A 13,318-nucleotide genomic window follows, 5' to 3' on the forward strand; every position below is an offset into this window, starting at 1 on the left:
GTGCCCGCCCTGCCGTACCGGCGGGCCTGCCCCTGACCTGCGCGGGAGGCGACCGTCAACCCCGCTCGGCCGGCGCCGCCGGACGAGCCGCCGAGCCGGGGCGGAAGCGTCCCGCGCCGCAGCGGCTGATCAGGTGCCTCGCGCCCGCAGCATCGGCTTGAGAGCCACCAGGACACCCGCGACGAACACGGCCGTGGCCAGGTAGATGAGCCCCAGGTGCCCCACCGTGGCCAGGCCGTACGGGTAGTGCGCGGGCAGCGCGACCGCCAGGGCCAGCACGGGCACGGCGACCGCCGTCACGTACGCCCACCACAGGCCGTGCCTGACCCCGAACCAGGCCAGAGCCGCGGTGGCCAGCCCGGTGGACGCCAGGAATCCGGACACCGCGAGGTGGAGGTGCGAGATGTACTCGTACAGGTCGGGACTGAACGCGCGGATCTCGGCCCTGGCCACGTCCACCTCCGCCGGGCCGATGCCGAGTTCCAGGAACCCGCCCGTGAAGTTGCGGACGAAGAAGATGACGGCGTATCCGATGAACGCCAGGCCGGCCAGTGCCATGAGCGACGCGCCGAGCCGCAGTGCGCCGGACTCCGCGCCTGTGGCGGCGCGGTGTGCGATGGTCGCCATGGCCGCCCCCTTCCGTCGGTGGTGTGCGGGGGAAGGTCGGTGGTGTGCGGGGGACGGCGGTGTCGACCCCTCATTGTCCCACGTGGAAGACGTATCCGACAGGCGCAGGGGGCCCGCGTGGGCGGGGCTACCATGGGGTGATCCCTCTCCCCGGCTGGTGACCTTGCTCCGTACATCCGCGGCCCCTGACGCGCGGGCCGAGTCGGGGCGTCGCGTGGTCACGGTCGTGGCGTGCATGCAGGGGGCCACCGCCCTCGGCTACTACGCGGTGATGGCTCACCTCGTGGCCCATCTGCGTGACGACGTGGGCCTGCTCGCCGGGACGATCGCGCTGGTGCTCGGCCTGCGGGTCGCGGCGCAGTACGCGCTGTTCCTCCCGTTCGGCTCCCTGGTGGACCGGATCGCGCCGCGGCGGGCCGGGATGCTGGCCTGCGGGCTGAGGGCGGTCGCCTTCGGCCTGCTCGGAGTCGCCGGCGATCTGGGGACGCTGCTCGCCGCCGCCCTGGCGCTCGCCGTGGGCGGGGCGTTGCTGCACCCGTCCGTCCAGTCGGTGCTGGCCGGGCTGCCGCCGGGGAGCCGGTCACGGGGTTTCGGGATCTACGTGGTCACCGGCCAGATCGCCGCGGTGGCGGGTCCGCCTGCCGGTCTGGCGTTGCTGGTGGGCGGGTTCGAGCTCCTGGCCGCCGTGGGCGCGGCGGCGTGGGTGGTCATGGCCCTGATGTTCGCTCTCCTGCCCCGGACGGTCGCGTCCGGCGGCGGGGCCGGCGCCCGCCCGCTCCTGCGCGGGGTCGCGGACGTCGTCCGTGATCGGGCGTTCCTGCGCTTCGCCGTGGTCACCGCGCCCGGCACCCTGCTCGCCACCCAGGTCGTGACCGTGGTCCCGCTCGGCGCCACCGGGGCCGGCGAGGCCACGCTGTTCTTCTGCGCGGGGGCCGTGGGAGCCGCCGGGATCCAGCCGTTCGTCGCCCGGCGCGGGCGAGGAGGACGGTCCTGGGTGCTGCGGGCCGGGTTGCTCTGCGCGGGTTCCGGCTACCTGCTGGTGGCCGCGTTGCCGGGCGCGGCGGACTGGCGGATGGCCGTGCTGGTGGCGGCGGCCCTCGTCAACGGCGTCGGCACCGGGCTGATCCAGACCGGTTCCTTCCACACGATCGTCCGCTGCGCCCCGGAGGGCCGGGTCGGCTCCGCCATCGGCGTGGCCAACTTCGTGGCGGGCGCGGTCGCGCTCGCGGGCGGGCTGGTGGTCGGGCGGCTCTTCGACGCGGGCGCCGAGACCGCCGCCCTGGCCGGTCTCGCCGCGCTCGGGACGGTGTCCGCCGTGGCCTACCGGCGTCCGGCGCCGTGAGACGACACCTCGCCGGTCGCCCGATGGAACATCGTTGACCAGCATCGATAGGGAATCCGTCATCCCGGGATGTCCGGTATCGCTATTGGACAGCTCCTGATCACATCTGTTTTGCTCGGCTCTCTGACAGATCACGACAGAGGATGTGACATGCGATACCTCCGCGCCCGCCGCGTCGCCGCGGCGCTGCCTGCGGCCGCCCTGGCGATCTCCCTCCTGGCGGGCGGGACGCTCGGCACGGCCCCGGCCTCCGCCGCCGTGCCGGCCACCGCCCACCTGCTTCCGGGGGAAGCCCAGGCCAGGAAGGAGCTGCGCGCGCTGGAGGCGTCCTTCCAGGGCCGCATCGGCGCGTACGCGCTGGACACGGCCACGGGGAAGACGATCACGTACCGGGCGGGTGAGCGTTTCCCGCTGCTGTCCACGTTCAAGGCGCCGCTCTGCGCCGCCGTGCTGCACAAGGCCCGCACCTCCGCGCCCGGCCTGATGGGCAAGCACGTCACGTGGACCGCCGACGACCTGACGCCCGGCTCGCCGGTCACCGAGAAGCACGTCGCGACCGGTCTGACCGTCGCCCAGCTGTGCGCGGCGGCCACCAGCGTCAGCGACGGCACCGCGTCCAACCTGCTGCTCAGGGAGATCGGCGGGCCCGCCGGCCTGACGAGGTACTTCCGTACGCTGAAGGACCCGATCTCCCGCATGGACCGCTTCCATCCCGCGCTCAACGACTGGACCCCCAAGGACCGGCGCGACACCACCACCCCCGCGGCCATCGCGCGCGACCTGCGCCTGCTCGCGCTCGGGAACGCCCTGCACCCCGAGGACCGCGAGCAGTTCGTCGCCTGGCTGCTGGCGAACAGGACCGGCGCCAACCGCATCCGGGCCGGTCTGCCCAGGACGTGGACGATCGGCGACAGGACCGGCACCAACTCCGACGGCTTCGGCGGCGGCAACGCCATCGCCGTCATCTGGCCGGACAAGGGCGCCGCGCCCCTCGTCATGGCCATCTACACCAACCGCACCCCCGGTCTCCCCATCGACGAGAAGACGATCGCCAGGACCGCCACGATCCTGGCGGACGGGCTGGGCAGGCTCTGACCTCCGGGCGGGCACGGGTCCCGCCCGGCGGCGGCGAGCGGAGCGCGAGGGGTCAGGCCAGCCTGATCACGTTCCAGGAGACCGGGGGCAGCAGGACCGTCATCGGGTCGTGCTGGACGTCGAGGTTCGGGCGGGGCGCGACCCGGCCGGGGTCGTCGGCGGTGTTGCGGGCGTAGACGTCGTGGTCGGTCAGGGTGGTGGCCTCGACGACGCGGGCGCCGCCGAGCGCCCGGGCGTCGATCCGCAGCGACAGCGGCCGGCCGGTCGAGCGGTTGACCGCGAACACCGTGGTGCCCTCCTCGAAGTGCGTGGCGACGGCGTGCAGCAGCGGCACCTCGCCGTACTCGGCCGTCTCGTAGGTGGGCGAGACCGGCTCGACGCGCAGCACGTCGCCGGCCGCCAGGGCCGAGGCCTGCGCGAACGGGTGGAAGGTGGTCTGCCGCCAGGCCCGGCCGCCGGGCTCGGTCATGATGGGGGCGATCACGTTGACGAGCTGGGCCAGCGAGGCGGCCGTGACCCGGTCGCTGTTGCGCAGCAGCGTGATGAGCAGGCCGCCGAAGGCCACCGCGTCGGCCAGGTGGTAGTGGTCCTCCAGCAGCGGCGGCGCGACCGGCCAGTCGGTGGGCGGCGCGGCGTTCTGGAACCGCGACAGGTACCAGACGTTCCACTCGTCGAACGAGATGTCGATCTTCTTGCGGGACTTCAGCCTCGCGCCGACGTGGTCGGCGGTGGCCACCACCGAGGAGATGAAGTACTCCATGTCGGTCGCGCAGGCCAGGAAGCTGCCCAGGTCGCCGTCCTTCTCCTCGTAGTAGGCGTGGCAGGAGATGTAGTCGACCACGTCGTAGGTCTCCTCCAGCACGGTGGACTCCCAGGCGCCGAAGGTCGGCATGGACGAGCCGGAGCTGCCGCAGGCCACGAGCTCCAGGCGGGGATCGAGCATGCGCATGGCGCGGGCGGTCTCGGCGGCCAGCCGGCCGTACTCGCGGGCGGTCTTGTGGCCGGTCTGCCAGGGTCCGTCCATCTCGTTGCCGAGGCACCACATCCGGACGCCGTACGGCTCCTTGGCGCCGTTCGCGATCCGCTGGTCCGACAGGGTGGTGCCGGAGGGGTGGTTGCAGTACTCCAGCAGGTCCAGCGCCGCCTCGATGCCCCGGGTGCCGAGGTTGACCGCCATCATCGGCTCCACCCCGGCCTTGGCGCACCAGCGCATGAACTCGTCCACGCCGACCTCGTTGGTCTCCGTGCTGTGCCAGGCCAGGTCCAGCCGCCGCGGACGCCGCTCGCGCGGTCCGACGCCGTCCTCCCAGCGGTAGCCGGAGACGAAGTTCCCGCCCGGGTAGCGGACCGTGGACACGCCGAGCTCCCTGGTCAGGTCGAGCACGTCACGCCGGAAACCGTCCTCGTCGGCCTGCGGGTGACCCGGCTCGTAGATGCCGGTGTACACGCAGCGGCCCAGGTGTTCGACGAACGTGCCGAACGTGCGGCGCCGGACCGGGGCCACGCGGAAGGCGGGATCGAGCGTGAGGTGTGCCGTGTGCACTGCTGGGCTCCAGGGGTTCCGGCGGACGCGATCAGGCAATTGTTAGCGTTACCAAATCAGGGCGTCAACGCCCGGACGCCGCCGGCCCGCTGGCCCGCCGGCCCGCCGGCCGCAGCCGAACCGCGGTGACCTTGTACTCGGGGCAGGAGGTCACGGTGTCGCCGAGGTCGGAGGTCAGCGTGTTGACACCGCTGGCGGGGAAGTGGAACGCGCAGAAGACCTGTCCGGGCGCCACCTCCCGGCTGGTGCGGGCGGTGAGCCGCGCCCGGCCGTGCCGGCTCTCGACGATGACCGGGTCGCCGTCCAGCAGGCCGTGGCGGGCGGCGTCGTCGGGGTGGAGGTCGAGCCGGTCGTCGGCGTCGAGCCGCAGGTTGCGGGTGCGACGGGTCATGCTGCCGGAGTTGTAGTGCGCCCACCGCCGCCCGGTCACCATGACCAGCGGGTAATGGTCGTCCGGCGACTCACCCGGTGGGAGGTAGGGGCAGGCGGCCAGGTGGGCGAGCCCGTCCGGGGTGGCGAACCGCTCCCGGTAGAGCCGGGCCTCGCCCGGCCGGTCCCGATGCGGCGCGGGCCAGCAGACCGCGCCCTCCCGGTCGAGCCGTTCGTGGGAGATCCCGGCGAAGAGAGGGACGAGCGCGGCGCATTCGGCCAGCGCCGCGGCCGGGGTCGGGCAGCCGAGGGCGGCACCGAGCGCGTCCGCCACGCCATGGATGATCGCGAAGTCGGCACGGGCCCGGCCCGGCGGGTCGAGCGCGGGCCGTACCCGCTGGAAACGGCGGTCGAAGTTGACGAACGTGCCGTCCTTCTCCAGCCAGGACGCGGCGGGCAGCACGACGTCGGCCCGGCGGGCGGTCTCCGACAGGAACACCTCGTTGCAGACGACCAGCGGGCAGGTCTCCAGCGCCTCGGCGACCCGGGTGGAGTCGGGGTCGGTGGCGCACACGTCCTCACCGACGATCCACAGGACCCGCAGGTCACCCGCGCGCGCCGCGGCGAACATCTGAGGGATGCGCAGTCCCGGCTCCGCGGGGATCTCGGCCTGCCACAACCGGGCGGCCCGCTCCCGCGCCGCCCGGTCGGTCACCCTCTGGTAGCCGGGGAGCAGGTCGGGAAGGGCGCCCATATCGGAGGCCCCCTGCACGTTGTTCTGGCCACGGAGCGGGTTGACGCCGAAGCCGCGGCCGGTGCCGACCGCGCCGCGCAGAATCGCCAGGTTGGCCAGGGCCCGCACGCCGTCGGTGCCGTGCAGGTGCTCGGTGACGCCCAGGCCGTACACGATCGCCGGCCGTCCGGCCTGCCCGTACAGCCGGGCGGCGGCCACCACGTCGCCGGCCGGCACTCCCGTGATGGCGGCCACCCGGTCCGGCGGGTAGTCGGTCAGCAGCGCGGCCAGCTCGGGCAGGCCGGTGGCGCGCCGTCGCAGGAACTCCCCGTCGGCCAGCCCCTCCGCGAGCAGCACGTGGGCCAGGCCGTGGAACAGGGCGACGTTGGTGCCGGGGCGGGGCCGCAGGTGCACGTCGGCGTGGTGGGCCAGCCCGATCGCCCGCGGGTCGGCGACGACCAGCCGCGCTCCGCGCAGCACGCGCTGGAGGAGGCGGGCGCCGACCACCGGATGGGCCTCGACGGGATTGGCGCCGACCACCAGCAGGCAGTCGGCCTGCTCGACGTCGTCGAAGGAGTCGGTGCCTCCGGACAGGCCGAACGCGGCCGTCAGCCCCGCCGCGGAGGGCGCATGGCAGAGCCTGGAGCAGTTGTCGACGTTGTTCGTGCCGACCACGGTGCGCAGGAACTTCTGGAGCAGGTAGTTCTCCTCGTTGGTGGCCCTGGCCGAGGAGATCGCCGCCACCGCGTCGGGCCCTCCCGCGGCCACGGCCGACCGGATGCCGCGCGCGACGTGGCCGAGGGCTTCGGCCCAGGTCACCGGCTCCAGAACGCCGCCGCGGCGCAGCAGCGGACGGCTGAGCCGTTCGGGCGAGGTGCGGAAGCCGTGGGCGAAGCGGCCTTTGACGCAGGCGTGCCCCCGGTTGACCGGCCCGTCATGGGCGGGGACGACCGCCACGACCTCCTCGCCCCGGGTGAGCACGTCCAGGGCGCAGCCGACCCCGCAGTAGCCGCAGGTGGTGCGGGTCCGGGCGAGCTCGGCCGGGCGGGCGCCACTGAGCAGGCCCGGCTCGCTGATCGCGCCCGTGGGGCACGTGTCGACGCAGCCGCCGCACGCCACGCAGTCGGAGTCGGCCCACAGCCCGCCGGTGCCGGGTGCCACCACGGTGTCCCCTCCCCGTCCCGTCAGGGTGAGGGCGAAGGTCCCCTGGACGTCCGCGCACATCCGGACGCACCTGCCGCAGGCGATGCACAGGTCCCGGTCCAGGTGGACGTACGGGTGACTGTCGTCGCGGCCCCGGCCGCCCTGACCGTGCGCGGCCTCCGGCGTGACGCCCAGCTCGTGGCAGACCCGGGCCAGCTCGCTGCCGTCCGCGCCACCGTCCAGGGCGCGTGGCGGCAGAACGGAGACGATCACTTCGACGGCGTCGCGGCGCAGCGCCCGGAGTTCACCGGTGTCGGCCTCGATCCGCGTGCCAGGAGCGGCCGGGGCGACGCACGCCGCCCGGACGTGCCCGTCCGCCCTGACCAGGCAGGTCCGGCAGGAGCCCGCGGGCGCGAAACGGTCGTCGTGGCAGAGGGCGGGCACGGCCACGCCGGCCGCACGGACCACGTCCAGGAGCGTCGCCCCCTCCGGCACCCGGACCGCGACGCCGTCCACCTCGGCCATCACCTCGGGCGCCTCGTGGCGAGGGGTGCCCGGATCGGCGGTCACAGGTCCCACCCCGCGAGCCGGCCGCCGCAGGCGCGGACCAGGCTGCGCACCGCCGCGGGCACGCGCCGCCCGAACGCGCACAGGCTCGCCTCGCTCATCACCCGGAGCAGGCGCGCGTACTCCTCGCCGGGCGGCACGTCCACGGCTCCGCACGCGAGTTCGAGGCCGCGCCTGGCGCCCACCCGGCACGGCGAACAGGCTCCGCAGCTCTCCTCGGCGGCGAACTTCCACACGTGCCGCAGGATCTCACCAGGCCGTACCCGCTCGTCGAAGGCCACGAGACCGGCGTGCCCCAGGGCGGCGCCGCGGCTCGCCAGCGCCGCCTCGGTCAGCGGCACGTCCAGCTGCTCCGGGGCCAGGAAGCCGCCGAGCGGCCCGCCCACCTGGAGGACCTGGAGGCGCGCGCCCTCCTTCAGGCCGCCGCCGAGCTCGGTGACGATCCACGAGATCGGCGTGCCCAGCTCCACCTCGTAGCATCCGGGCCGGGCGAACCGCTCCGACAGGCAGACGAGCTTCGTCCCCGTCTCCGTGCCCGCGCCCCGGCGGGCGTAGGCCTGCCCGCCGCGCCGGACGATCCACGGCACCGCCGCCAGCGTCTCGACATTGTGGACGACGGTCGGGGCGTCCCACAGACCTCGCCGCGTCGGGTAGGGCGGGCGGGGTCTCGCGCATCCGCGCCCGCCCTCCAGCGAGGCGATGAGAGCCGTCTCCTCCCCCGCGACGTAGGAGCCGGCCCCCTCGACGACGTGGATGTCGAGGTCCACGCCGCTGCCGTGCACCGCCCGGCCGAGGTGCCCGCCGGCGTACGCGTGCTCCAGGGCCGCGCGCATCCTCGCCAGGGCCCGCGGGTACTCCGAACGCACCAGGACCACGGCTCGGCGGGCCCCGCAGGCGAAGCAGGCCAGGGCGAGCCCCTCCAGCACGCGGGCCGGAGCGGCCTCCATCAGCAACCGGTCGGCGTAGGAGCCGGGGTCGCCCTCGTCGCCGTTGGCGATCACCACGGTGTCCGGCGCGCGGCCGGCGGCGGCCCACTTGGCGGCCACCGGGAACCCCGCCCCTCCGCGCCCGCGCAGGCCCGAGGCCGCCACCTCGGCGTGGACCTGCTCGGGCGTGCGCGCGCTCACGGTCTCGGGCCATACCCGCCACGGACGCTGCCCGCCGGCGATGCCGGCCAGCACGACCGGGTCGCCGGTGGCGTCGGCCACCGGAATCGGCGGGTCCCACGGACGGCAACGGCCGGTCAGCAGGCCGGCGAGGTCCGGACCGACGCGGGGCGTGTCGCCGTCGAGACAGGCAGGACCGGCGTAGCAGTAGCCGAGGCAGCGGACGGCCTGCAGGGACACCGCTCCGTCCGCACTCGTGGCACCGGCGACGACGCCCAGCGCCCGTTCGACATCGGGAAGGTGCCGGCCCTGGCGCGCGGCGAAGCACGCCGCGGCCGCGCAGACCCGCACGTGGCGGCGGCCACGTGGGGCGGCCAGGTCGGCGTAGAACGTCGCGGGCCCCAGGCCGGCCGCCGCGGGCAGGCCCAGCCGGACGGCGACTCCGGGCGCCCAGGCCGCCGGCCCGCCGGCAACACCGCCCGCCACCTCGACCGGCCCGCCGGCAACACCGCCCGCTGCCTCGGCCGGTCCGCCCGCAACACCGCCCGCTGCCTCGGCCGGTCCGCCGGCAGCGTCGCCCGCCGCCTCGGCCAGCGACTCGATCAGGCCGGCGCCGGCCCGCCCCCGCCGGTCGGCCAGCGCACGGAACGCGTCGAAGCGGTCGGCTGGATCCACGCCCGCATACCTTCCCACCGGTTGCCCCGTGCCGCGCCCCCTGCAGCAACGCAGGGGAATGATCCGGTCAAATCCCTTTTTGCGACTGCTGAGCGTCTCGGGCGGGAAGAAGGGCGCGCAGGGCCTTGTACGCGGCGTCCGCGCCGATGACCGCGGGGATCGCCAGGGCGGCCAGCGCCCAGCCCACCGGCGGGGGAAGGGCCCCGCCGAGCAGGGCGGCCAGCGGCGGGACGCCCAGGAAGACCAGGAGCATGACGGCTTCGGTGGCCACCGCCCAGAGCAGGAGCGGGTTGCCCCGCCACGGCAGCCGTCCGGCCCAGCGGGTCTCGCTGCGGCAGGCGAAGGCGTTGGCGAGCTGCCCGAGGACCACGGCCGCGAAGGCGGTCCCCGAGGCGGCGGCGAGCAGCGCCGGGGCCGGCGTCACGCCGGGCGTCCAGCCGCCCAGCAGCAGCACGGTGGCGAAGGCGGCCATCACCACGACGGCCTCGACCAGGCCGAGCACGCCGAGCACGCGGAGGAGCAGCCGCCGGTCGAGCAGCGCTCCGGTGCGCGCCGGGCCCCGCATGGTGCGCGGGTTGGCGGGCTCGGCGCCCAGGGCGAGGGCGGGAAGCAGGTCGGTGCCGATGTCGAGGGCGAGCACCTGGAGCACGCTCAGGGCCAGCGGGACGGTGCCGCCGCTGAGCGCCCACACCAGGAACGGGGTGAGCTCGGCCACGTTGTCGGTCAGGTGGTAGGTCAGGAAGCGGCGGATGTTGGCGTAGGTGGCCCGGCCCAGCTCGACGGCGGTGACGATGGTGGCGAAATGGTCGTCGAGCAGCACCAGGTCGGCCGCCTCCCGCGCGACGTCGGTGCCGGAGGCGCCCATGGCGATGCCGATGTCGGCCTCGCGCAGCGCCGGGCCGTCGTTGACGCCGTCCCCCGTCATCGCGACCACGTGACCGCGCGAGCGCAGCGCGCGGGCGATGCGGAGCTTGTCCTCTGGGGTCACCCGGGCGATCACCGCGCCGTCGCGGTCGAGCAGCGCGCCCAGGGATTCGTCGTCGGCGGGGAGGTCGCGGCCGGTGAGCACGAGCGGGTCGGGGCCCAGCAGCCCCACCTGCGCGGCTATCGCGCGGGCGGTGCCGGGGTGGTCGCCGGTGACCATGGCCAGCTTGATCCCCGCGCGCCGGCAGGTGGCGATCGCCTCGGCGACGTCCTCGCGGGGCGGATCCTCCAGGCCGACCAGCCCGAGCAGGGTGAGGCCGCGTTCGACCTCCTCCGCGGGGCCCTCGGGCGGATCGTCGCGGCAGGCGACGGCCAGCACGCGCAGGCCGCGCGCGCTCATCTCCGCCAGCGCCGCGTCCGCGCCCGGAACCTCGTCGCACAGCGGAAGGACCGCGTCCGGAGCTCCCTTGAGGTGCAACCGGCCGCCGGCCACCGCCGAGGAGCGGCGGCGGACGGGGTCGAACGGGTGGCGCCGGGTCACCGCCGCGTCCTCGCGGGCTCCCGCGCGCAGGGCCAGCGCGTGCAGCGCCACCTCCATCGGATCGCCGACGCCCGTGTGGCCGCCGTCGGCCGGGACCAGCCGCCCGGTCGAGCACAGGACCGCCGATCGCATGATCTCCGCGGCGCCGGCGGGAGAGCCGAGATCGAGCGGGCCCGCCGGCGTCCAGATCTCCACGACCGTCATCTCGTTGCGGGTGAGGGTGCCGGTCTTGTCCGTGCAGATGAACGTGGCCGCCCCCAGGGTCTCCACCGCTTCCAGGTGGCGCACCAGGGCCTTGCGGCTCGCCATCAGCCGGGCGGAACGGGCCAGCGACAGGGTGACCGTGGGCAGCAGCCCTTCCGGCACCAGGGCGACGGTGACGCCGAGCGCGAGCAGGAAGCCGTCGGCGGGGGCCATGCCGAGCAGCTGGGTCAGGACGAAGAACACCCCGCCCACGCCGAGCGCCATGACCGCGATGACTTTGGTCACCCGGTTCAGCCGGCGGGCGAGCGGGCTGGGCGGGCGCGTCGCGGTCCGGGTGAGGGTGGCGATGGCGGCCAGCCGGGTCCGGGCACCGGTGGCCGTCACGACGGCCTCCGCCTGCCCCTCGACGACGAAGGTGCCGGCGAAGACCGTGTCCCGCTCGCGGTGCCGGACCGGGACGCTCTCCCCGGTCAGCGTGGACTCGTTGACCGCCAGGGCGTGGACCTCGGCCAGCTCCAGGTCGGCGCTGACGCGGTCGCCGGCCTCCAGCAGGACGACGTCTCCCCTGACCAGCTCGGCGGCCCGTACCACCGTGCGGCGGCCGTCGCGGCGCACCGTGACGTCGGCGGGGATCAGCTCCCGCAGCCGCCTGCTCGCCTGGTCGGCCCGGTACTCCTGCGCGAAGGCGAAGGCGCCGTTGAACAGCACCACCACGACGATCGCGACGGACAGCTGCGGCATCCCGGCCAGCAGCGCCAGCCCGGCCGCGACCCACAGCAGCAGCGCGAAGAAGTGCACCATCTCCCGCAGCAACAGCAGCGCCACGGGGCTGCGCCTGTCCGCAGGGAGCCGGTTGGGGCCCTCCGCGGCCAGGCGGCGGGCCGCTTCCGCTGAGCTGAGGCCGGCTCTCGCCGTCAGGACCTCGCCGGAGGGGTGGCCGGTCGTCATGTCAGTGCTTCCGTGTCCCGGCGCCCTCCTGTGGCGTGTCCGCCCGGGGACGGCACGGTGGCGACGGGGCAGGAGGCGCGTTCGACCATCGCCCGCACGATCGTGCCGAGGCGGCCGTGGTGCCGGGTGCGGTCCGCCCCGACGACGAGCAGGCTCGCCGTCTCCGACGCCGTCAGCAGCACGTCCCTGGCCGACGCGACCGCGGCGCGGGTCTCGACGCGCACGTCCGGGTACGCCTGGCGCCAGGGCGCCAGGCGCTCCTCCATCTGCTCCCGCCCGGCGCGGGTGACGGCCTCGAAGTCGGGCACGGGTCCCATGGCCAGTCCCCACGCCATGACCGGCGGGTGGACGGCGTGGACGGCGACCAGCCCGAGCTGTCGCAGGGCGGCCTCGGCGAAGGCGAACTCCACCGCCTCGTCCGAGGTGGCCGGGCTCAGGCCGAGCAGCACCGGTCCGGGTTCGGCGGACGCGGGGATCGGGCCGGGACCGCGCACGATGATCACCGGAGCCCGTGCGTGGGCGGCCACGTGGACGGTCACGGAGCCGACCACGGACCTGGCCAGGGTCCCCAGACCGCGACTGCCCACCACGACCAGGTCGGCGCCGTCCGACAGCTCGACCAGACGCTCGGCGGGGGAGCCCTCGTACAGGTCGGCGGTCACGTCGGCGATCGCGCTGGAGGCGCGGGCGCAGTCGGCGCCGTGGTGGAGCACGTGCTCGGCGGCCTTGCGCAGGTGCGCCCTGGCCTCCTCGGGGGCCTCGCCGTAGGGCCAGCGCCACGCGTGCGTGACGGTCAGCGGCAGCTTGCGCAGCTCGCACTCGTCGAGCGCCCAGTCCATCGCCTGCATGGAGAAGTCGGAACCGTCGTAGCCGACGATGATGCCTCGTGAACCAGCCATGCTTCTCACCTCGGGCCCATCATCGAAAGACCCGTCGTGCACCACTAGAGCAGAAAGTCCCCCGTACGGGCGCGGTGGCGCTCGTGCCCCTCCCGCACCCGCTCCGAGTCCGTGGCGGGCCGGTGACGCATGAGCACCCGCAGCCGGGCATTGCCCCCGGGATGATCGATGTCGACCTCGTCGCACACGTGCTGGACCAGCCAGAGGCCGAAGCCCCGGCCGCCCAGCGGCGGGGGCCCGTCCACGCGCCGGCGGAGATGGCCCGCCCGCAGGTCGGCGGCCGTGTCGAGGACGTCCACCCACACGCCCCGCTCGTCGGCGCGCACGGTGACGGTGCCGGTGCCGCCGCCGTGTTCGAGCACGTTGCCCACCGCTTCGTTGACGGCGAGAACCAGGTCGTCCAGGCGTTGCCCGCACAACCCCGCGTCCGCGGCGAAGGCGTGCACCCGCCGGCGTACGAGACTCAGATCCTCGGTGATGGGCCACGAAGCCTGCTCCACGTTCATCCCCCCATCGGGCGGGACGTACGGGCGTGATGACACATAGGGCCTACGGTACCCGCGGAGCAGCCGGGAAGCGGCTGACAGGATGCGACAAAAGCA

At 74.8% G+C, this 13,318-nt stretch carries 9 protein-coding genes; 2 read left to right on the forward strand and 7 right to left on the reverse strand.

From position 1 onward, the window contains the following. Nucleotides 1-129: 129 nt before the first annotated feature. Nucleotides 130-627, reverse strand: a complete 498-nt coding sequence (locus CXR44_RS13110) for a hypothetical protein (RefSeq protein ID WP_101786062.1) — start codon at nt 625-627, stop codon at nt 130-132. A 214-nt stretch (nt 628-841) separates the two neighbouring features. On the opposite strand from CXR44_RS13110, the gene CXR44_RS13115 reads away from it, so the two are divergent. Beyond that, on the forward strand, nt 842-1,969 hold the full coding sequence (locus CXR44_RS13115; protein WP_180903375.1) for an MFS transporter: 1,128 nt from the start codon (nt 842-844) through the stop codon (nt 1,967-1,969). Between the two features lie 150 nt (nt 1,970-2,119). Beyond that, on the forward strand, nt 2,120-3,064 hold the full coding sequence (gene bla, locus CXR44_RS13120) for a class A beta-lactamase (protein ID WP_101786066.1): 945 nt from the start codon (nt 2,120-2,122) through the stop codon (nt 3,062-3,064). Nucleotides 3,065-3,116: 52 nt separating this feature from the next. Here bla and arfA read toward each other — a convergent pair whose 3' ends face one another. The 6 genes from arfA to CXR44_RS13150 form a co-directional block, all read right to left on the reverse strand. Further along, nucleotides 3,117-4,607, reverse strand: a complete 1,491-nt coding sequence (gene arfA, locus CXR44_RS13125) for an arabinosylfuranosidase ArfA (protein ID WP_101786068.1) — start codon at nt 4,605-4,607, stop codon at nt 3,117-3,119. A 64-nt stretch (nt 4,608-4,671) separates the two neighbouring features. Further along, a complete protein-coding gene (gene fdhF, locus CXR44_RS13130; protein WP_245899122.1) occupies nt 4,672-7,422 on the reverse strand; it encodes a formate dehydrogenase subunit alpha in 2,751 nt (916 codons plus the stop codon). Then, nucleotides 7,419-9,200 (reverse strand): NAD(P)H-dependent oxidoreductase subunit E, encoded by a 1,782-nt coding sequence (locus CXR44_RS13135; protein WP_245899123.1) that lies wholly within the window; start codon nt 9,198-9,200, stop codon nt 7,419-7,421. The genes fdhF and CXR44_RS13135 overlap by 4 nt, the downstream gene beginning before the upstream one ends. Before the next feature lie 67 nt (nt 9,201-9,267). Further along, entirely contained in the window at nt 9,268-11,817 is a 2,550-nt protein-coding gene (locus CXR44_RS13140) for a cation-translocating P-type ATPase (RefSeq protein ID WP_101786070.1), read from the reverse strand. Beyond that, a complete protein-coding gene (locus tag CXR44_RS13145; RefSeq protein ID WP_101786072.1) occupies nt 11,814-12,716 on the reverse strand; it encodes a universal stress protein in 903 nt (300 codons plus the stop codon). The genes CXR44_RS13140 and CXR44_RS13145 overlap by 4 nt, the downstream gene beginning before the upstream one ends. A gap of 44 nt (nt 12,717-12,760) precedes the next feature. Further along, nucleotides 12,761-13,222, reverse strand: coding sequence for an ATP-binding protein (locus CXR44_RS13150; protein ID WP_101786073.1), 462 nt, complete (start codon nt 13,220-13,222; stop codon nt 12,761-12,763). Nucleotides 13,223-13,318 lie beyond the last annotated feature (96 nt).

This window comes from Nonomuraea indica (genome assembly GCF_002850745.1).
Lineage (GTDB): Bacteria > Actinomycetota > Actinomycetes > Streptosporangiales > Streptosporangiaceae > Nonomuraea > Nonomuraea indica.

Bases quoted from the DNA above. Each gene is read 5' to 3' on its own strand.
- CXR44_RS13145 (WP_101786072.1), bottom strand. From the start codon at position 12,716: ATGGCTGGTTCACGAGGCATCATCGTCGGCTACGACGGTTCCGACTTC.
- CXR44_RS13150 (WP_101786073.1), bottom strand. From the start codon at position 13,222: ATGAACGTGGAGCAGGCTTCGTGGCCCATCACCGAGGATCTGAGTCTC.
- bla (WP_101786066.1), top strand. From the start codon at position 2,120: ATGCGATACCTCCGCGCCCGCCGCGTCGCCGCGGCGCTGCCTGCGGCC.
- CXR44_RS13110 (WP_101786062.1), bottom strand. From the start codon at position 627: ATGGCGACCATCGCACACCGCGCCGCCACAGGCGCGGAGTCCGGCGCA.
- CXR44_RS13140 (WP_101786070.1), bottom strand. From the start codon at position 11,817: ATGACGACCGGCCACCCCTCCGGCGAGGTCCTGACGGCGAGAGCCGGC.